The organism is Gemmatimonadaceae bacterium (assembly GCA_037721215.1).
Taxonomy (GTDB): Bacteria; Gemmatimonadota; Gemmatimonadetes; order Gemmatimonadales; family Gemmatimonadaceae; genus UBA4720.
Genome location: JBBJNV010000003.1, coordinates 162119 through 182727 on the forward strand (window position 1 = coordinate 162119; position 20609 = coordinate 182727).

The 20609-nt window shown below is 61.9% G+C and carries 18 protein-coding genes; 12 read left to right on the forward strand and 6 right to left on the reverse strand.

Features of this window, described 5'->3' with window-relative positions:
- The first annotated feature begins 1 nt into the window (after nucleotide 1).
- The 7 genes from WKF55_02545 to WKF55_02575 all read left to right on the forward strand — a co-directional run bounded on the left by WKF55_02545 (nucleotide 2) and on the right by WKF55_02575 (nucleotide 9560).
- Nucleotides 2-1051 carry a hypothetical protein gene (locus tag WKF55_02545; GenBank protein MEJ7758452.1) on the forward strand — a complete coding sequence of 350 codons (1050 nt, stop codon included), beginning with the start codon at nucleotides 2-4 and terminating at the stop codon, nucleotides 1049-1051.
- A 166-nt stretch (nucleotides 1052-1217) separates the two neighbouring features.
- Nucleotides 1218-1712, forward strand: a complete 495-nt coding sequence (locus WKF55_02550; GenBank protein MEJ7758453.1) for a hypothetical protein — start codon at nucleotides 1218-1220, stop codon at nucleotides 1710-1712.
- A gap of 80 nt (nucleotides 1713-1792) precedes the next feature.
- A complete protein-coding gene (locus tag WKF55_02555) occupies nucleotides 1793-2491 on the forward strand; it encodes a GNAT family N-acetyltransferase (GenBank protein ID MEJ7758454.1) in 699 nt (232 codons plus the stop codon).
- A 306-nt stretch (nucleotides 2492-2797) separates the two neighbouring features.
- The gene (locus WKF55_02560; protein MEJ7758455.1) at nucleotides 2798-3430 is read left to right on the forward strand and encodes a helix-turn-helix domain-containing protein; all 633 of its coding nucleotides are present in this window, start codon (nucleotides 2798-2800) and stop codon (nucleotides 3428-3430) included.
- Nucleotides 3431-3578: 148 nt separating this feature from the next.
- Complete coding sequence (locus tag WKF55_02565) at nucleotides 3579-5180, forward strand: TolC family protein (protein ID MEJ7758456.1); 1602 nt, start codon at nucleotides 3579-3581, stop codon at nucleotides 5178-5180.
- Between the two features lie 81 nt (nucleotides 5181-5261).
- The gene (locus WKF55_02570) at nucleotides 5262-6389 is read left to right on the forward strand and encodes an efflux RND transporter periplasmic adaptor subunit (GenBank protein MEJ7758457.1); all 1128 of its coding nucleotides are present in this window, start codon (nucleotides 5262-5264) and stop codon (nucleotides 6387-6389) included.
- Between the two features lie 3 nt (nucleotides 6390-6392).
- On the forward strand, nucleotides 6393-9560 hold the full coding sequence (locus WKF55_02575) for an efflux RND transporter permease subunit (protein MEJ7758458.1): 3168 nt from the start codon (nucleotides 6393-6395) through the stop codon (nucleotides 9558-9560).
- Between the two features lie 83 nt (nucleotides 9561-9643).
- Here the strand turns inward: WKF55_02575 and WKF55_02580 are convergent, their stop codons facing one another.
- Complete coding sequence (locus WKF55_02580; GenBank protein ID MEJ7758459.1) at nucleotides 9644-10033, reverse strand: plastocyanin/azurin family copper-binding protein; 390 nt, start codon at nucleotides 10031-10033, stop codon at nucleotides 9644-9646.
- Between the two features lie 190 nt (nucleotides 10034-10223).
- Here WKF55_02580 and WKF55_02585 point away from each other — a divergent pair, with 190 nt between their 5' ends.
- A complete protein-coding gene (locus WKF55_02585; GenBank protein ID MEJ7758460.1) occupies nucleotides 10224-10865 on the forward strand; it encodes an ArsR family transcriptional regulator in 642 nt (213 codons plus the stop codon).
- Between the two features lie 96 nt (nucleotides 10866-10961).
- Here the strand turns inward: WKF55_02585 and WKF55_02590 are convergent, their stop codons facing one another.
- The 5 genes from WKF55_02590 to WKF55_02610 form a co-directional block, all read right to left on the reverse strand.
- Nucleotides 10962-11567 carry a DUF4142 domain-containing protein gene (locus tag WKF55_02590; GenBank protein ID MEJ7758461.1) on the reverse strand — a complete coding sequence of 202 codons (606 nt, stop codon included), beginning with the start codon at nucleotides 11565-11567 and terminating at the stop codon, nucleotides 10962-10964.
- A 79-nt stretch (nucleotides 11568-11646) separates the two neighbouring features.
- Complete coding sequence (locus tag WKF55_02595; GenBank protein MEJ7758462.1) at nucleotides 11647-12093, reverse strand: cupredoxin family copper-binding protein; 447 nt, start codon at nucleotides 12091-12093, stop codon at nucleotides 11647-11649.
- Nucleotides 12086-13117: an HMA2 domain-containing protein gene (locus tag WKF55_02600; GenBank protein MEJ7758463.1), complete on the reverse strand. Its 1032-nt coding sequence runs from the start codon at nucleotides 13115-13117 to the stop codon at nucleotides 12086-12088. Before WKF55_02600 ends, WKF55_02595 begins: the two co-directional genes overlap by 8 nt.
- 39 nt (nucleotides 13118-13156) lie before the next feature.
- Nucleotides 13157-13567, reverse strand: a complete 411-nt coding sequence (locus tag WKF55_02605) for a hypothetical protein (GenBank protein ID MEJ7758464.1) — start codon at nucleotides 13565-13567, stop codon at nucleotides 13157-13159.
- Nucleotides 13560-13985: a hypothetical protein gene (locus WKF55_02610; protein MEJ7758465.1), complete on the reverse strand. Its 426-nt coding sequence runs from the start codon at nucleotides 13983-13985 to the stop codon at nucleotides 13560-13562. The genes WKF55_02605 and WKF55_02610 overlap by 8 nt, the downstream gene beginning before the upstream one ends.
- 199 nt (nucleotides 13986-14184) lie before the next feature.
- Between WKF55_02610 and glgP the strand changes: the two genes are divergently transcribed.
- From glgP to WKF55_02630, 4 genes are all read left to right on the forward strand, one after another.
- Nucleotides 14185-16332 (forward strand): alpha-glucan family phosphorylase, encoded by a 2148-nt coding sequence (gene glgP / locus WKF55_02615; protein ID MEJ7758466.1) that lies wholly within the window; start codon nucleotides 14185-14187, stop codon nucleotides 16330-16332.
- Between the two features lie 2 nt (nucleotides 16333-16334).
- Nucleotides 16335-17855: a glycogen/starch synthase gene (locus WKF55_02620; protein MEJ7758467.1), complete on the forward strand. Its 1521-nt coding sequence runs from the start codon at nucleotides 16335-16337 to the stop codon at nucleotides 17853-17855.
- 10 nt (nucleotides 17856-17865) lie between these two features.
- Nucleotides 17866-19533 (forward strand): 1,4-alpha-glucan branching protein domain-containing protein, encoded by a 1668-nt coding sequence (locus WKF55_02625; GenBank protein MEJ7758468.1) that lies wholly within the window; start codon nucleotides 17866-17868, stop codon nucleotides 19531-19533.
- On the forward strand, nucleotides 19530-20609 hold a 1080-nt coding region (locus tag WKF55_02630; GenBank protein ID MEJ7758469.1), incomplete at its 3' end, for a hypothetical protein. The genes WKF55_02625 and WKF55_02630, both read left to right, overlap by 4 nt.

Consider the following 20609-nt stretch of genomic DNA (forward strand, 5'->3'; position numbering starts at 1 on the left):
AATGCGATGTGCGGGCTCTGGTTGGCGGGCAATAGCCGGGATCGCTCCTGCATTCCGTGTCGTTGTGGGCGTAGCCGTCATCGGTTTGAATCACGGCATTGCAGCGGCCGGTATCCAGGCACAGGCGCCGTCGGAAGCACGGCAGAAGGTGGACGTTCAGACGTTGGCAAAAGCACAGGGGGGAGTGAAGGCTCAATCGTCGGCAAGAGCACAACCGGGAGTGAATGCTCAATCGTCGGGAAAGGCGCTTCGGGGACTGCCGCTCAACCCGGATGGCGCGATCCGCATTTACAATCTCGTTGGCAGCGTGCGCATCTCGGCGTGGAATCGCGACTCGGTTGCGGTGCGCGGTGCGATAGGCAGGGGCAACTCACTGCATATGGGTGGCGGGCGCACCGGAATGAAGATGTTCGTCGAAGGTGCGGACGAAAGAAATCCGCAGCCCGCCCGTCTGGAGATCTCGGTGCCGGCGCGGAGCAAGGTATGGATAAAAACCGCGACGGCTGATGTCGATGTATCGGGTGTGACAGGTAGCCTCGATATCTATGTAGTAGGCGGGACGATCCGCGTGGCGGGAAATCCGGCCGACGTCAATGCGGAAGCAATAGACGGTGCGATCGTGATTACCGGATCTCCCGCGTGGGTAAGGGCGAAGAGCGCCAGCGGTACAGTAATCCTTCGAGGGTCAAGCGCGGATGCGACCCTTTCGACTGTCAGCGGCGGTATTGTCGTCTCGGGAGCCGGGTTCGAGCGCGCGAAGTTCGAGACCGTAACCGGCAGCATCGGCTTCAACGGAAGCTTTCAGCGGGGTGGTTCGATCGACTTCGAAACTCATGGTGGCGCAATCGATATCGGTATTCCGTCGGGCTCACCCGCAGATTTCGATATCGTGTCGATCGCCGGTTCGATCAGCAACCGGCTCACGAAGCAGGCAGTGCTGGCTGGGCGTTACGGCCGCGGCGCGGAACTCTCGACGTCGAATGGGGGTGGCGGCGCGAGGGTGTCGATCCGGTCTTTCAAGGGACCGGTGACGCTGCGTCGCATCAAGTGACAAGCGGTGCACAAATGAGATCAGCGCACCGGAATTAGTAGCTAAATAGTACTAATGTTTCTTATTCCGTAATTGCAGCGAGTCGTTTCAACCACTGAGAGTCCGGTGGCATCGTACTTGTGCAGGGTGCTTCGCACTGGCTGCTCACTCGATAAGGAGATACTCCATGTTCCGCTCACCGCTTCGCCGTCTCGCTCTCGTCGCCGGTCTTTCGCTCGCAGTTTCCGGCATTGCGCACTCTGGTCCGCCCTGGATCGCAATCGAGTATCCGGTTAATCCGCACGACCCTGCAACGCGTGGTGCATTCATGACCGTTCGCACTTACCATCACGGCGATCTCGTTGGTTACGAATTGACGGGCACCGCCGAGGGTCTCGTGAACGGCCGTCGCCAGTCGGTGAAACTCGACATCCAAAGGTTGTCGCGGCCGGGTGTATACGTGGTGCGGTGGCAGAAACCTGCGCAGGGAACCTGGGTGCTGATGGTCTCGAGTATTCGCGACGGCCAGCATGCGGCATCGGCGATGGTTTCGGTCGACACCCGCGGCAGAGTTGCCGGCGTATCGGTTCCATCCGATCCGATAGAGGGCGGCAGGTGGCAGGTTCCGCGTCGAGTTGCGGCGACCGAGCTGGATGCGCTCCTGCGTGTGCCGAGGATGTAGTTCTGTTCCGGCTGTTATGGGGATGCTGCGCCCGGCATTCCATGGTTGCGTCGGTCAACACCACTTTGCAGTATGACCTGATGACCGGAACGCAACGATCGCACGACAGTCTTATCTCAACGGTCGAAATCACGGAAGAATATCCATCCGCGCTCCCGGATTACGCGCGTGTGCCGATCGCTTTCGAGGTTCGCGAAGTGTTCGATGTCATGGCAGCCGCGCATGGCACCGAAGGCCCGCATCTACGACTCCGAACCCTGGCTACACCTTATGTAAAGGACTACGACGCCGATCCTGCGCACGGTCCGCTACAGTGGGTCGTTCGCTTCGACCTGAGACGATGGGGTTTTTTCAAGGCTTCGCTCAATGGCAACCGCGTCGGAGCCGCGGCCATCGTACATGACAGTCCCGATATCGACATGCTGGAACGACAAAGCGATCTCGCCCTTCTTTGGGACCTGCGGGTCGCACCTGATGCGCGCCGGGAGGGTGTCGGTGCTTTACTGTTTCAGGCAGCCGAACGCTGGGCGTCGATGCGAGGGGCCCGCCGTCTCAAGGTCGAAACACAAAACATAAATGTGCCGGCCTGCCGGTTTTACGCGAGTCAGGGATGCACACTGGGCGCAACCGATCACACTGCGTACCCTGACCTGCCAGATGAAGTGCAGCTTCTATGGTATAAGGAACTTGCTACACCCCTTTGTCTGCAGACAACACATCGGTGTGCACAGAATCCTGATCCTGGTGCGGCGGGGGCGGGAGATTCACCGGCACAGTAGTGGCTGACGCTACCAACTCGCCGCTGGAGGTGAGTGCTCCCTCAAGGCGGTGCATCGTGCCGCAAGAAAACGGCTTTGTAGACGACGGGGAGCCCGCAACAGTATTGGGAGAAGCGCGCAAGAATGCCGACCGTGACCGATTGCTATGGCGCACGTACCCGTTCGAGTATCGCATGGCGAAGCCTGAAACGCTGCCGGGCGCGCCGCCGGTCCCACCTCCGTGACCCCTGAGCACGCCGCGACAGACGTATGATGTAAGCAAGTAGGCACTTGCACGCAGCGGTCGTGCTCCGTACGTTAGGGCGCATGGACACTCGCACAACAATCATCCAGGCAGCGGCATCGGTTTTCGCTCAGCATGGCTTTCGCGGCTCCACTACCCGGCGGATCGCTGATGCTGCGGCGGTCAACGAAGTCACGATTTTCAGGTACTTCGGATCCAAGGAAGTCCTGCTGCAGGAAGCAATCAATCATTCAGTTGGCTGCGAGATCTCCAGTCCTCTTCCATCGTCGCCTGTTAACCCCGAGGCCGAACTGGCGGGGTGGTGTGCGGTGGTCATCGATCATCTGCGATCGCGACGGGGAATGATCCGGAAATGCATGAGCGAGACGGAGGAGAGGCCAGAGATGAAATCGGCGGCGGCGGCCACCCCGATCCGGGCGACGAGTGAACTGTGCGCCTATTTCGGCGCGCTCAAGAGCAGCGGTTTCATCAATGAAGATTTCGATGCATCGGCAGCTGCGGCGATGATGATGGGGGCGTTGTTCCACGACGCGATGGGACGCGACATGATGCCTGATGCCTATCCGGAACCCGCGGACCAGGCTCCGCAACGCTACGCGCGCCTGCTGTTGCGAGCGATTGGAGTCAGTACCAGCTCAGTAACGACAGACGGCCGGCACAAGCGCGGGAAACAAATCACACAACCACTCACGTAACACTGATATGACTGCCCGGAAACCTTACAACCGATTACGCGTGGCGACTCGCACGTGGATGCTGTGCAATGCGGTCGTGACGCCTCTTGTCATTTCAGCAATTGCATCGTTCGCGAACGCGCAAGCGGCTCCCCGACCATCTACGGTAATGGTCCCAGCCGTTTCGCCACCGGCCGGAGCCAATGCAGTCGCTCTTTCTCTCGACGATGCAATACGTGCCGCAGAAACGCAGAGCGAAGCTGTGCAAATAGCCCGTGCAGGCGTGCAGCGCAGCGAGGGGCAGCGGCTGCAGGCCCGGAGCCAGCTCTTCCCGCAGATCTTCGGCTCGGGCGGGTACACCCGCACTCTCAAATCGCAGTTTCAGGGAATCAGCGGTGATAGCCCCGCACCCGACACCACCGGTCCGCAGCCACCGGCACCACCGTGCGACGCATACCTTCGTGACCCAAATGCGTCTGTCGCCGATCGTCTTGCCGGGCTCGAACAGGCATCGCGCTGCGGCGCCGGCATCAATCCGTTCGCGGCTTTCAGCAGCCTTCCGTTCGGCCAGGCGAACCAGTACCAGCTTGGCCTCTCCGTCTCACAGAATCTCTTTAACGGCGGCCGCGTCTCGGCTCAGAACGAAGCGGCGGCGGCCGGCAGGCGCGCGGCCGGGATCGAGCTCACTGCACAGCGCGCGCAGATCATCCTCGACGTCACCCAGGCTTATTACGAAGCGTCGCTCGCCGATCGTCTCGTCGCGATAACGGACGCTTCATTCACGCAGACTCAGAGTGTGCTGCGTCAGGTTCAGCTCAACAAGACCGTGGGAAACGTTTCCGAGTTCGAGCTTTTGAGAGCGCAGGTGACGAGCGATAACCAGCGGCCACAGGTAATCCAGCGCCGCAGCGATCGCGAGGTCGCGTATCTGCGACTGAAACAACTGCTGAATATTCCGCTGAATCAACCGGTAGTGCTGACGACACAGATCGAGGATTCCACAGCCGCGTCGGCGGGAATACAGCTTGCCGGTGTGTCGGTCGCTTCGTACCTCACTCCCGACACCTCGACCGCAAACCGCGCCGGCGTCAGGCAGGCTGCGGAAGCGCTCGAAGTCCAGCGCGAGCTGCTTCGGGTGGCCAGGTCGCAGCGGCTGCCGTCGCTATCGCTGTCGTCGCAATATGGTGCCGTCGCATATCCCCTATCGGGCTTGCCTGGAACAAATGACTTCCGCGCAAACTGGACCGTTGGAATCGCCGCGCAGCTTCCGATCTTCACTGGCGGACGCATTCGAGGTGAAGAAATGGTGGCTCAGGCAAACGTTGCGGAATCGCGCTCGCGGCTCCAGCAGGTCCGTGAGTTCGCAGCGCTCGATGCGCGCGTAGCCATCAACGCCCTCATTCAGGCCAACGCCGCGTGGGAAGCGAGTCGCGGAACCGCCGAACAGGCCTCCCGGGCATACACAATTGCCGAGGTGCGATACCGGGAGGGCATATCGACGCAGCTGGAGTTGAATGACTCGCGAATTCTCCTCGAGCAGTCGACAGGAAACCGCGCCCTCGCAGCCCGCAATCTTCACATGGCGCGGATAAAGCTCGCGCTGCTTCCCAATCTTCCCCTGCAGGCTGGCGGTTTCGGGCAGTCGGACGCAGCGATTCAAACACAGCAGCAGCCCACGCAACCCGGCGGACAACAGCAACAGCAACAACAGCAGCAACAACAGTCGCAGTCAGGCACGCTTGCGTCCCAGCAGATACCCCCTGGATTCTAATCGAAAATGACACACATACATCGCTCGACAGGCAACGCGACACACCCGGAAGGTTCAAGGTGGATCTCTGTATTCCCGGGAATGACGAATGGATTGAGCCGGTACGCCGCGTTCACCCTTCTGCTCGCGGTCGTAGCCGCGTGTAACCGGGGAGCGGCCGCTGAATCCGACTCGACAGCCGTCGCTCCGATGACCATCGGGCCTGAAAATATCGCTGTCGTATCGAACGGGTCGTTATCCAATGGCCCGGCGATATCCGGTACCCTCATGCCCGAACGCGAGGCAATGGTGCGCGCGCAGGTCGGTGGCAGTGTCCTGCAGACCTACGTCGAGCAAGGCCAGACAGTTCGCGCCGGCCAGGTGCTCGCCCGCATCGACGGTGGAGGATTGCAGGATGCGTTTCTTTCCGCACGGGCGGGCCTCACATCGGCTCGCAACAATGCCGACATCGCTCAACGTGACCTTGCCCGAAGCCAGAAACTTCTTGCCGTGGGCGCGATCGCCGAGCGGGAGATCGAGCAGACCCGCCGGAGTTCGGTGGCGGCGACCGCCGCGCTGGCCGATGCGCGTGCCCGCCTTTCCATGGCGCAGAAGCAGGTTGGCAACACAACCGTTAGAGCGCCGATATCGGGAGTGGTCAGCGACAGACAGGCCTCGCCGGGTGATGTACTGCAGCCCGGCGCCGCGATGTTCATAGTCGTGGATCCGTCGAGCATGCGTCTCGAAGCGTCGGTTCCGGCAGAAAATCTCTCGCAAGTGCGCATCGGAACTCCGGTCGCGTTCACAGTGAGTGGCTATCCTGACCGCGACTTCGCCGGCCGTGTGACTCGAATCAACCCCACCGCAGATCCCGCGACACGCCAGGTGCGGATATTCATCTCGATTCCCAACACTGCCGGGACACTCGTCGGCGGACTCTTTGCGAACGGCCGCCTGTCGAGCGACACCCGCACCGGGCTGATTGCGCCGGTGTCGGCAATCGATGCCCGAAGCAGCGTTCCGGCAGTGCTTCGTATCAAGCAGGGAAAAATCGAGCGAACTCCGGTGCAGCTCGGCCTTCGCGACGAAGGCTCGGAACGAATCGAGATCGCGTCGGGAGTGCAGGCGGGCGACACGCTTCTCACTGGCGCCGCGCAGGCAATCTCACCCGGTACGGTCGTGAGGGTGTCGGCTCCAACAGACGAGCCGCGCAAGGAATCGAGGAAATAGCGGATGGTAATTTCAGATTTCGCGATCAAGCGCCCGATGATCACCATTGTGACGATGGTGGCACTAGCGGTATTTGGTCTTTTCGCGCTGTTGCGGCTCCAGACTGACGAATTTCCCGACGTTCAGCAGCCGGTAGTGTTGACAGGCATTCCGTATCCCGGCGCGTCGCCGGAAGGCGTCGAACGCGAGCTGCTGAAGCCCGTCGAGGATGCCATCAAGGGAATAGCTGGAGTCGATCAGGTTTTCGGCACCGCCTCTGATGGCTTCGCCCAGATCATCACGATCTTCGTGTATGAAAAGGATATCTCGCAGGCAACGCAGGATATCCGCGATGCAATCTCATCCATCCGGGCAGACCTGCCGCTCGAAATGGAGGAGCCGATTCTGAGCCGGTTCGATCCAGGCGATCAACCGATCGTGTCGTTGACCCTGGCATCGGATACCTACACGCCGGCGCAGCTCACGCGAATGGCCGATCCAAAGATCACCAGTGCAATCCGAGGAATTTCGGGCGTGTCGCAGGTCCGGATAATCGGTCAGGTGGATCGCGAGATGACGATTCAGCTTCGGCCACAGGCGCTGCAGGCCGCGGGAGTCAGTGTGTCGCAGGTGGTGGAGGCGCTTCAGGCGCAAAACCTCGCCGCTCCCGTCGGCCGGATCACCGGTACCCTGGATGAGCGAACGATCAGGCTGCAGGGCAGGCTCGAGGGCCCCGAGGATTTCATGCAGCTCGTTGTCGCCGAGCGGAATGGTCAGGTCATCAGGCTGGGCCAGGTTGCAGATGCGCTGGATGGAAATCAGGAGCAACGCTCACTCGCGCTGTTCGACGGCAAGGAAGCCATCGGTATCGACATCAGCAAATCGAAGGGCTACAGCACCACCGCCGTCAGTGCAAAAATCGCGAAAGCGGTGGCGGAGGTTCAGAAAACGCTGCCTGCCGGAGTGAAGATGAACACGGTTCGCGACTCGGGAGAGCGGGTTAAGAACTCGGTGCGAACTGTCGAGGAAGCGCTGATCGTGGGCGCACTTCTCACCATTCTGGTGGTCTTCATCTTTCTCAATTCATGGAGGTCTACCGTCATCACGGGACTGGCGCTGCCGGTATCGGTGCTGGCTTCGTTCGTGACAGTCTGGGCTTTTGGTTTCACGCTCAACACGATGTCGCTTCTCGGTCTCTCGCTCGCGATCGGCGTTCTCATCGACGATGCGATCGTCGTGCGCGAGAACATCGTCAGGCACATCGAGATGGGGAAGGACCACATGACCGCCGCGCATGACGGGACCGACGAGATCGGACTGGCAGTGGCGGCAACAACGTTCTCGATCATCGCCGTGTTTGTGCCGGTGGCGTTTATGGCCGGAGTCGCGGGCCAGTGGTTCAAGCCGTTCGCTTTGACCATCGCCAGCTCAGTGCTCGTATCGCTGTTCGTTTCGTTTTCACTCGATCCGATGCTTTCCGCCTACTGGGCCGATCCCAAGCGGGTACCGGGCCAGCGCGTGAACATCATTACCCGCACGCTCGACCGGTTCAACCATTGGTTCGACCGGCAGTCGGAGCGCTATAAGAAAGTCATCGGCTGGGCACTGGACCACCGTCTTGCGATGGTGGGGCTAGCGGTTGGCTCTTTCATTCTTGCGATTGCTCTTCCGGTCGCAGGCCTCGTCGGCACGAGCTTTTTCGGCGAAGACGACAACTCTGAATTCAACATCGGCGTTGAAACTCCTCCGGGCTCCAATCTCGATTACACGAGGCTCAAGGCGGAGGAGGCTGGACGCATAGTGCGCGCGCACCCCGAGGTCGTGTACACCTACACCACGCTCGGCACGGGAACCGGTGCGGTCGACAACGGCAATATTTACGTTCGGATGACGAAGAAGCACGAGCGGGATGTTAGCGCCGAGGATTTCGGTGGGACGATTCGAAGGGAAGTCGGGCGGATCGGTGGTGCGACGATGACCGTTTACACCGGCGGATTCCAGGGGGCCGAGAAGCAGATTCAGATTCAGCTTCGGGGCGGGACGCCCGATGGGCTGAACACAGCGGGTGCGATGATTGCGGCCGAGCTGAAGAAAGTGAGAGGCGCCGTGGATGTCGGACTGTCGACCAAGGGGTTGAAGCCAGAGGTCGATGTCGAGTTGAATCGCGGTCTCGCCGGCTCGATTGGCGTGACCGTGGGTCAGGTGGCGCAGGCGCTGCGTCCAGCGTTTGCGGGTATCAAGGCAGGTGACTGGGTCGATCCGTCGAACGAGATGCGGGAGGTGAACGTCCGCCTCGCGCCGGAGGCTCGCATGCGCGCAGCCGATCTCGTGCAGCTTCCGATCGTGATTCAGGGTGAGAATGGACCGGCAACGCTGCCGCTTGGACAAATCGCTACGGTCACCGACGGATTCGGTCCTGCACAGATATCGCATCTCGATGGAGAGCTGGTAGTAACGGTTCAGGCGAATACATCGGGCCGGTCGCTGGGCGAAGTGATGACGGACATCAATGGCGAGATCGCGAAGATGGCTCTGCCGCCCGGCGTCACGATCACGCAGGGTGGTGAAGCCGATGCGCAGGCGGAAGTGTTTGGCAGTATTTTCGCGGCGCTCGGCGTTGCGGTAATGCTCATGTACTTCATTCTCGTCGTGCAATTCGGCTCGTTCCTCGAGCCGCTGGCGATTCTGTTGTCGCTGCCGCTGTCACTCATTGGCGTAATGCTCGCGCTCATGATCACCGGCGACACCATCAATCTGATGAGTCTGATCGGCGTGATTCTGTTAATGGGGATCGTGGCGAAAAACGCAATTCTATTGATAGACTTCGCAAAGTGGGCGCGAGAGAAGGACGGGTTACCGCGGCGTGAGGCGCTGATTCAGGCGGGTGCAATTCGCCTCCGACCAATCATGATGACTACGCTGGCGCTGATTGCCGGCATGAGCCCGGTTGCACTGGGAATCGGCGAAGGCGCGGGGTGGCGCGCGCCGCTTGGCCGCGCTGTGATCGGCGGCGTGATCACTTCGACAGTGCTGACGCTGGTGGTGATCCCGACGTTCTATGAGATCATGGATGAGTGGCGCGAGTGGGTGATGAAGAAATTTGGGTTGACGCCCAAGGGTACGGGGGAACATCGGGTGGTGGGCGGCGCGAGCGGGATTCCTGAGGGGGCAGTGGGGTCGGTGCAGGGGTGACGCTATCGCTGCCTGCACTGCACGCGGCCGACGCCAGAGCGCCGGCTGTTGACATCGTAATCAATGAGTCGAAAGCTGCGTATCTAGTTTACGACGACCCTGCCGGACATGGACGTGCCGTGGATCCGGCAGTGGTAGGGATACGTGCCGGGCGACGTAAAAGTCCGCACGTAATTACCGTTCGACAAAACGCCTGACGTAATGCCGTCATCAAAAGCCACGTCGTGCTCGGCGCACTGCTGGCCGCTGCCATAGGCATCGCCCCCGCGGCACGAGTCCCACGTCCAGGTCACCCGCGATCCCGCCGACGTCGACAGCGCATTCGGAGCGAAAGCGTTGTTGGTGACGACGACTGAGTTCGGCGTACCCGGGGGCGGGGGCAATGGCCTCTTCTCCGAACCGGGCGCGATCGCATTCCCGCTACTACACGCGGCAAGGAGAGTAACTGTGATCATGAACATTGTTTTCCGCATTGTAAAAACCTCATATTGTGTTTGCAGGATAAATGCTTTCTCGATCAGGTGGTATGACTCCCGAGGCCGGAGGTTCCAACACCCGTTTGCCCTGTGATTTAACATAGGTAGATACAGCAATAAGTCAAGAGATAATTTGACTAATTTTTAAAATCAGACTACCTTTCGACAGCAAAAACGGGGAATTATCATGGCGTGGTGGCAAAAACACTTCCGAAATACAACCCGCGGCAGGATTGTCGCTCTGCTCCGGCGTAAGGAACAAAGCGTAGAAGAACTCGCGGCGGCGCTCTCTCTGACCGACAACGCCGTGCGCGCCCAACTTGCTACGCTTCAGGCAGATGGCGTGGCCGCTGCTGTGAGCGTTCGCCGGGAAGGCGCCGTCGGAAAACCTGCAGTCCTCTATGGGATAGCGAAGTCTGCCTCGGATTCACTCTTTTCCAATGCGTATGGGCCGGTACTCGCAGTGGTGCTCTCAGAGCTGGCCAGAACAATGACACCGACCCAGATTCGTGACGTGTTGCGGCGAGCAGGACGCCGCCTGGCACCGATGCCCAGGTCGGGCCACTCTCTTGCGGCTCTCGAGGCTCGGGTCCGCGATGGCGCAGCGTTTCTGATTGCCCTGGGCGGAGACGTCCAAGTGACCAAAACCGCAAAAGGCTTCGAAATCCAGGGCTTCGGCTGTCCGATCGGGCAGGCCGTCTCAGCCTGCCCCGATGCCTGCGCAGCCATCGAGGCTCTATTGAGCGAAACTACAGGTGCGAATGTCCGCGAGCATTGTGAGCGGACCGGGTCGCCGCATTGCCGGTTTGTGATTCCGGCAACAGGGTAAACATCCCCGACGCCCATTGTGAGCTACAGTGCCCCCGCGCAACCTGGCGCGCGCTGGCACTGTAGCTTGGGTCAGTTGTATTGGCGAGTGGTTCGGTCAGCCCTGGCCGAGGGAGGCCTCCAGCTCTCGCGCATGCTTCAAGTGAGCTTCCACGGCAGGCCGCGTCTGCTCGAGCAAAGCCTTCAGCTCAGCGTTCTGCGAGCTCGGAATGAGCACCGTGTCGATCGCGCCAAGGAGGTCGACGTGATACGTGATTTCGCTTGCGATGTAGGCGCGGTCAAAGTCGGCGCCCGTCTTGCCCTTCAGCGACTCGCGGACCTGCGCTCCCTTGTCAGTTTGTTGCCGGCTGACCTCGCTCTCCTCCGGCTTGACGTTCAGCTTCGTGACCAGCGCGACAGCGGCTTTGTTGACGCCAGAATGATCGGTAATCATGCGCTGCGCGAATTCCTTGACCTTCGAATTTTTCGAGGTCGACGCAGCCAGCCGCCCGCCGGCGATGTCGGCGTCGTTGGCGGCAACAACAATGGCCGCAATCTGAGGATCTGTAACGGCGGGTGCGGCCGGGGTGGCGCTCGCCGCGGGCGTCTCGGTTGCGAGTGGCGCGACGCTGGCCGTGCTATCGGTTGAAACGGCCTCGTTGTCGCCCTTGCTGCAGGCCGAGAGCAATGCGGCGGTAGTCAGGAGCAGTGTGATTGTCTTCATGTGAACTTCCTCTTGTTAGTCGCGACGCGACGTATGATTTCTGGCCGGCCGCGTTTGCGAGCCAAACCGGGTCCTGCGATTATCGCACGATGAGAGTGCCGCGCATCGTGGGGTGGAAAGCGCAAACATACTGATGTGTCCCCGCGTCTGTTGCCACGAACTGACCCAACGCTTTGGACTCGATACCGCCTGTGTCGAACTCCTTCTGCATTGCCGTCGCCGTATGCGGAACGAGGTCAGCGTTTTTCCAGAGTACCGTATCGCCCAGTGCCACAGTCAATGATGCAGGCACGTACTGGAAGCCGCGAATGGTGATGACGTGGGCGCGGGGAAGAGGCGCTCGGCAGCTCGCGGCACCGAGCACGAGCGCGGCCATCCAGGCACCGGTGCGGCCGACCCCATATGACGGCCAGGCGGCACGTGACCTGACTGCACAGGGCGGTGCCAGGTGATGGGCCACCTGGGCGGCGTGAGGTATGTAGAGACTGGTCATACCAGTGTAAACCTGCGGCAGAATTTCAGGCATTCCTGTCGAACATAAATGGCACAGGGATGTATGTCAACAATTTATTGGACATATTCGCGATGGCATGATGATCGAGCAATCTGACGACAGGCGCAACCGTTACCGCGGTCACACACTCATCACGGGAACCGTTCTCTCTGGACCCACACGCCCCCACGCCAGCGTCCTCGCCAGCAGCATCGACGAGATCGAGCTGGCGCCGATGAGGAGCCAACCGATCGGTGCCGGCGCGACCAGGCCGAGGAAGCCCCGCATCGGAGGAAGAACGAGCATCGCGGCCAGCACGCCACCGGTACCCATCATGGGGCGCACGCTCGCCCCGCTCCAGTCGAACCTTGGACCCGGCGTTAAACGGCGGAGTTCCGTCGACACGCTCCTCGTATCTGCGCCATGCGGCGCGGCGCGACATCACCTCAGCGAGCATGCGGGTAGCCGCAAGGCCGCTGAGGGCGAGTCCAAGAGTGCCCCCGGCCGCGGTAAGGCTGACGATAGTGGCCACGCCGAAGAGCACATCGGCAGCATCCGACCCGAGATGGCGGCGAGCGCCCTCCCGCAGCGCGGGGAACCCCTCGATAACGCTGACGGCGGCCGCCACTACAACTGGCGTTCCGGACGATACCGGTGATCCGGTTGCGCCGCGCAGCCGCCGCCCCGCCAGCAGGCCAAGGCCAATAGCGCTGCCGACAACCCGCGTCCCGCTCTGCACGAGCCGGTGGCTCTGCATCGGATCAGCCGGCCTGGTCGCGCTGACCTTCGCAGCTGTCGTGCGCGCGTGCGCGGTCGGCACCTCGACGCCTGCGACGGACGCCAGGACACGCTCCTCGCTCGTCAGCCTCGAGTCGAACTGCACGAGGAGGTTCCCGGTTAGGGCGTTGATCCGGACATCGCGGATGCCGGGCTCGCGGCGCAGCCGTGCCTCCAGGTAAGTGTGTTCTTCCCCAGACAAACGGGCAAGACGAATGCGGATACGCCCGGACGAGCGGTGAACTACATGGGCGGCGGCCTCGAATGCCTCCGCGCTCAGGCCCGTCTCGCTCGGAAGAGCCGAATCACGCGAGCGGCATCAAGAGGCCCGAGTGGCGTCGTCGCGACCGTGCTGCCGCAGTTGCTGCGCGTCGACCATGATATCCTCCGCCCGTTCGCGCGCGAGCGCGGCAGAGCGCATCAGCCGCTCGCGCATTGCGCCCGCCTCCTGGCCCGCGCGGTTCACGATCGCCTCTGCTCGTGCCAGCGCGGACACCTCGGGTTCCCCGTGCGGCTGACCATTGCCAGATTCTTTGGAGGGCTGGCCCCCTGTACCGCTCGTAGAGATAGTGGCAAGTGCCGACGCAGCCAGCTCTCCCAACCGAAACGCAGCGAGCGCAGAGAATCTGCCCACGTCCTGGCCGGCGCGGTGCGCCGTGGAGACGATCGAGGCAGGGGACGGCAGTGCGGGCTTCAGGCTGTCGGCGCTGCCGGCGTTGCGATCATCCATTGCGGGACCTGGTCGGCGGATCAGGCGCTGAAGGCTTGGCGCGGCGCGTGGCTGTAGTGCCGGCCGACTTGCGTGGCGGACGACGTCGTGCCCCCGTACCTCGCACTGATGAACCGGCTTTCGGCTTGGAGACGGTCTCCGGAACTGGGCTCTCACTGGCGACGCCGGGCGCGTACAGATTGGATTCCATGCGTGGGCCCTCGGCCGGCAGGTCCTGACTTCGCGCCGCCGACGCACCTTGGACTCCGTCGCTCACCCCACGAGCGAAGGCAACGAGGGCATCGCCCGCGACCAGGACTCCCGCAAGGCCGTGCACAGCCCCCTGCCGCAACAGCCCGCGTACGCGCGGCGAAAGGAAAGCCGCGGTCACCATCGCGGTCATTGCGACCTGCGCTCCCGCACCGTCTTCACTTCCCACTCCATACCTCTCAGACAGAATGCTAAATCCATCGCGGAACGCGAACCGTCGGCACTTGCATCATCTGTGCCCTGCAAAAAGCGTCCTGACAAACTCCCACCGACTGTGCGCTGAACGCGCGAGATGGACAAAATCACGCGCTGCCGGGGCCGGATGCCGGCGAAGTGTAAGTCGGCCACGATTGAGATAACTTTTCGCGATGCCATCAGAGATTCATACCGTCATTCCTGAACGCATCCGCGGCCTGCACGATGTGGCAAATAACCTGGCGTGGAGCTGGAACCGCGAAGCCCGCGACCTGTTCCGCTCGATCGACGAAAACATGTGGCATCTCCATCGCCACAATCCCGTCGATCTTCTCACCAACATCGATCCAGCACGCTTGGCCGCGCTCGCCACGGACCCGGCCTTTCTGGAACGATACGACGCAGTCATCCGCTGGTTCGAGGCTGAAACTTCCTTCGACGATACGTGGTTCAGCCGCACCTACCCAGACCTTCGGGGCAAAACCATTGCCTATTTCTGCGCCGAATTTGGCCTCCACAGCTCCGTACCGATCTACAGTGGCGGACTCGGCGTGCTGGCGGGCGATCACTGCAAGGCAGCGTCGGATCTCGGCGTCCCGCTCGTCGGCGTCGGCATTCTTTACCGCGCCGGGTATTTCGATCAGCGAATCCGCATCGACGGGTCGCAGGAGGACACCGACGTCAAATTCGACACGGCGCGGACACCGATCACCGCGCTGGAAGGCCCAGCCGGTGAACCGTATCTGGCGATCGTTAACACGTTCGGACGCGACATCCACGTGCGCGCATCGCAACTGAGGGTTGGGCGGACGCCAATCATCCTTCTCGACGCCGATCTCGAACAGAATCATGCCGACGATCGGCAGTTGCTGAGCAAGCTGTACGCGGGCGGGCCGGCTATGCGCCTCCGCCAGGAATGGCTGCTCGGCGTCGGTGGCGTGCGAGTGCTGCGCGCACTCCGCTACAGTCCTGCAGCGTGGCACGCGAACGAAGGCCATGCTTCGTTCATGCTTGTCGAACGCCTGCGAGAGTTGACAGTTGCAGGGATGCAATTCGATGAGGCGATGCACACGGTGCGTGGGGCAAGCACTTTTACAACACACACTCCGGTTCCTGCCGGCCACGACATCTTTGGGCCTGATCAGATCGCAAGCTGTACCGGCCCGGTGTGGAAAGAGATGGGAATCGATCGCGAGAAATTTCTTTCTATTGGCAGGCATCCTGTAGCCGGTAACGATTCATTCCATATGACGTCCACTGCGATTCGTTTGTCGCGCCGCGTCAACGGTGTCTCCCGACGGCACGGCGTGGTGACACGAACGCTCTGGAAAAACCTTTGGGAGGGGCGTGACACCGAGTCGGTTCCGATCGGGCATGTCACCAACGGCGTACACCTGGCGACATGGATGGCGAATCCGGTAATGGCCCTGCTCGATCCGCACTTTGGTTCACACTGGGGGGCCCATTTTTCGGAACCGGGCGCGTGGGACCGTGTTCTGTCGATCGACGACACGCGGCTTTGGCAGGTACACCTCGGTCTCAAGGCCGCGCTGATGCGGCTCGTCCGTGAGGAAGCCCGGCGTGCGTTTGCCAAACGCTCTCACGAAGCTGCGCAGCTGGTGGGATCGGGGCTCCTGCTGGACCCCGACGCGTTGACGATCGGCTTTGCGCGCCGCTTCGCAACCTACAAGCGCGCGAACCTGATATTCCACGACGTCGAGCGGCTGCGCGCGCTTCTCATCAATACGTCGAGGCCGGTGCAGATCATCTTCGCCGGCAAAGCTCATCCCGAAGACACCCCCGGCAAGCAGGTATTGCAGAGCGTCCACCATTACACCCGGGATCCTCGCTTCGAGGGCAGGGTGGCGTTCCTCGAGGATTACGACATGCACATCGGGCATCTATTGGTGCAGGGTGTCGACCTCTGGCTGAACCTGCCGAAGGTGCCGCTGGAGGCGTCGGGCACGAGCGGGATGAAGGCAGCACTCAATGGCGTCCCGCAACTGAGCACGATCGACGGATGGTGGGAGGAAGGCTTCGATGGAACCAACGGCTGGGCAATTCCCGAGGCCTCGAGCGATGACGCCGCTGATGCCGAAACAGCGGATCACCTGTATTCTCTCCTGGAATCGCAGGTCGTTCCCCGTTTCTACAACCGCGCCGGTGGAATTCCCCATGGCTGGGTGGAGATGATGAAGAATGCCATGCGCGTTGCCGGTGGCAAATTCACCGCGCGCCGCATGCTCGAAGAGTACGTCGAGAACTATTACGTTCCTTCGATGACGCCAGCTTCTGCGCCGGACAACCCGCCGACCTCCTGACGATGGTGCCCGGAATCACCGCGCGCCCGCGCAGGAATTCGCACGCGTCACCGCTCCGCTCGGCGTCAGGCCATGCCGTCACTGTGGTTCACCTCACGGCGGAATACACTCCCTACGCGCGCACCGGCGGGCTCGCCGAAGCGGTGCAGGGCCTTGCGAACATCCAGACGCGGCAGGGCATCCCGGTAGTCGTCATCGTGCCGCTTTACCGCGAAGCACGGAACGTCGCCAGGAATCTCGTACCGATCGGGAAAGCAGTAGATGTGTACGTGGGCCCGCGTCGCGAGCAGGTGCGCTTCTTCCGCGACGGCGACATCACGAGTGGCCCAATGGTCATCTTCGTCGATCACCCGGGATACTTCGACCGGGACGGAATTTATGTCGAACGGGGAGCCGACTATCCGGATAATCCACGCCGTTTTGCTCTCTTCACGCGTGCGGCACTCGAAGTGATCCCGATGGTGGTGAAGGGGCCGGTGCTCGTTCACGCACACGATTGGCATTCGGCATTGGCGCTCGTCTATATGCGCACCTATGCGGATCTGCGCCGGCGATATCAGGGCACGGCAGCTGTTGTTTCGGTTCACAACGGCGGCTACCAGGGACACTTTTCTCCGGCCATTATCGGCGACCTTGGAATTCCTCCGGAAACTTTCAACTACCACCAGCTCGAGTGGTACGGAAAGGTCAACCTTCTCAAGGGCGGCCTGGCGTTCTGTGATTTCGCGGTGACGGTGAGTCCAAGCCACTCCAGTGAGCTGCGCACTCCGGAAGGAGGATTCGGACTCCATGCTATGTTTGCGTCGATGGGTGAGCGATTCCAGGGAATCACGAACGGGATCGACCAGAAAATCTGGAATCCCGCAACGGATACACAGATCACCGCGAACTTCACGCGCCACGACACGTCGAACAAAGCGAAATGCAAGGCAGCGCTCCAGCGGACGTTCGGGCTTCCGCAGCGCAGCCGTGTTCCCGTTTTCGGGATGTGCGGACGGCTGGTGAAGCAGAAGGGGTTCGACATTCTCCTTGCCAGCGGCGCACTGAACGCACTCGATGCGCAATTCGTTTTCCTCGGCGCGGGCGAGGAGCGCTACAAGGCGGGACTGAGGAGCATCGCCGCCCGGCGGCCGCAGCATGTCAGTTCCGAATTCAAGTTCACCGACAAGATCGAGCATCGGCTGATTGCCGGCTCCGACCTTTTGCTGATGCCTTCGGAGTATGAGCCGTGCGGGCTGACGCAGATGCGCGCGCAACGGTACGGTGCGCTCGTCATCGGGCGGCGAGTAGGTGGGATCAGCGACACGGTGCACGACGACGCAACTGGGTTCCTGTTCGATGCGTTCACTCCGGGCGCCTTCGACCATGCGGTGGGCCGCGCATTGCAACGCTACAACGACACGGCAGCATGGCGGCCTCGCATGCACGAAGCGATGGGCCGCGACTTTGGCTGGGAAAGCTCGGCGAGCCGCTACCTCCAGCTCTATCGCCGCGCGCTCGCCGCCGCCAACCCAGGGAGCTGAGTCAGCCGCCATGGATTTCGTTCTCGCGCTTCACAGTCATCTCCCCTACGTGCTGAACCACGGCCGCTGGCCGCACGGCAGCGACTGGATCTGCGAAGCCGCGGTCGACACGTACCTGCCTCTCATCGACTCGCTTAACGCACTCGCGGATGAGCAGATTGCCGCGCCGGTGACTGTCGGCATCACACCCATCCTCGCCAACCAGCTGGCGAGCGCCGTGTTCGAAAGTGAGCTGCGCCAGTTCTTTGGCCAGCGACTGGAAGCGTGCGACGAGGCTGAAGCAGACATGCGAAACACCGCCGACTCGCACCTGATTCCGGTCGTCGGATACTGGCGAAATCGCCTCCACAGCCTGCTGGCGCTCTACGACTCTCTCGACGGAAATATTCTCGGAGCATTCAGAGAACTCGAAGAGAACGGACGCCTCGAGCTCATCACCTCGGCTGCGACCCACGGCTTTCTTCCACTGTTGGCGCGCGATGAGAGCATCCGCTTTCAACTTGCGGTTGGCCATGCAGAGCATGAGCGATTGTTTGGGAAACGTGCGGCGGGATTGTGGATGCCTGAATGCGCCTACCGTCCGGCGGGCCCATGGCAGCCGTTGCCGAGTGCTCGTGCGTATCGGCATCGGGACGGGCTGGAGACGTTTCTCATGGAGGCCGGCGTACGCTTCGTTTTCGTCGACGCGCATCTGGCCGGTGCGGGTCGCCCGCTCGGCGTTTACGGCGAGCTTCCGACATCGCCGCGCGAACTGGTTCAGGCGCGGCAGGCGAGGGAGCCACGCACGCAGCATTCGCCATACCGACCATACTGGATTGGGGAGCACGGCCAGCGACTGGCGCCCCGCGCACTGATTCGCGACCCGCGCTCGTCGATGCAGGTCTGGTCGCGGCACGGCGGCTACCCTGGCGACGGTGCTTATCTCGAGTTTCACAAGATTCGGTATCCCGGTGGCCTCAAGATGTGGCGGGTAACGTCGGAGACGGCGGGTCTCGGCGACAAGCTAGGGTACGACCCGGATGCCGCGCGTACTCAGGTGCTGCGACACGCGAGGCATTTTGCGAGACTGCTCGGCCGCGTTGGCGGAGCGGTGCAATCACGCGGTGGGGAGCTCGTCGTTGCGCCGTTCGACACCGAGCTGTTCGGGCACTGGTGGTTCGAGGGCGTGGACTTCGTCGAGGAGCTCTACCGTCAGATCGACATCCAGGGCGAAGTGCGGCCGGTAACGGCGTCGTCGCACCTCGACAACGCACGCTCGGACGATGCACTTCGTCTCTCTGCTGGTTCCTGGGGGAAGGACGGGGACTGGAGCATGTGGCTGAATCCCGAGACCGCATGGACCTGGGAGAAGCTCTGGCCGCTCGAGGAAGAGTTCTGGCGCGTGGCTCCCGACGCGATCCGGCGGCCGGAGCTGCATTCCATTCTGGCGCAGGCGGCGCGCGAGCTGTTGCTTGCCCAGTCGTCCGATTGGCAGTTCATCATTACCACCGGCGAAGCAGCAGATTATGCCGAGGCGCGCATCAACCTTCACATCGCTGACTGTGCAAAGTTGATGGAGGCACTGAGGAGCGGTGACGGCGATCTCGAGAGTGCGCGCCAGCTCGCGGAAGAGTTGCACGTTCGTGATGCGATTTTCCCCAACGTTCTCGACTCGTTGAGGTCGTGTCTGCCGGCGTGACGCAATCAGTGGTGGTGCACGGCCACTTTTATCAGCCACCGCGTGCGAACCCATGGACCGGCGTTGTCGACAGGGAGCCGAGCGCGGCGCCGTTTCATGACTGGAACCAGCGCATCGAGAGCGAGTGCTACGCGCCGATGGCGGGCGCACGCGTGCTTGGGGCTGACGGAAGTGTCGCGCACCGGGACAATCTTTACGCGGCGATGAGCTTCGATATCGGGCCAACGCTGTTTGAATGGATGGAAAGGAGCGCGCCCGCGACATACGCCGCCATCCTGGACGCAGACCGCATCAGCGTCGCGCGTCTAGGGCACGGCAACGCGATCGCGATGCCCTACCATCATACGATCCTTCCGCTTGCATCGCGACGCGATAAGGTGACGGAAGTAAAATGGGGAATCGCCGACTTCCGGCGGCGTTTCGCGCGCGAGCCGGAGGGCATGTGGCTGCCGGAGACTGCGTGCGACGACCAGACACTCGAAGTGCTCGCGGAGGCGGGCATCCTGTTCACCGTTCTCGCACCGCACCAGGTCGAGGCGCGCAACCCGAGCGGGTTGCCACTCAGTTTTCGCGCCGGAAAAGGACGGACGATCGCGCTCTGCGTTTATGACGGTGAGACTTCCGGCGGGATAGCCTTTGGCCCCCTGCTCACCGATGGCGCGCTGCTCGCGCGTCGTCTTGCGCCCGGTGCGGGCGGTGCGGGCGGTGCGAGCGACGACAACGAGGCCAAAGATGTCGCGCTCACCGCGGCCGTCGTCGATGGAGAGACCTTCGGGCACCATCATCACTTCGGCGAGATGGCACTCGCCCGCGCGCTTCGGATTGTTGGCGAGGGCAATGGCGTCCGGATCGAAAACTTCGCGTCGTTTCTTGCCAGAAATCCGCCGACCGACGATGCGATCCTCGTCTCGCCGAGCTCGTGGAGCTGTTCGCACGGCGTCGAGCGTTGGCGGTCCGAGTGCGGCTGCCGCATGACACCAGGCGACGGCACGAGCCAGGCGTGGCGCGGCTCGCTGCGCGACGCGTTGGATTGGCTTGCCCGCGAGCTGCACGAGATCTTTGCGCGCGAGGGGTGC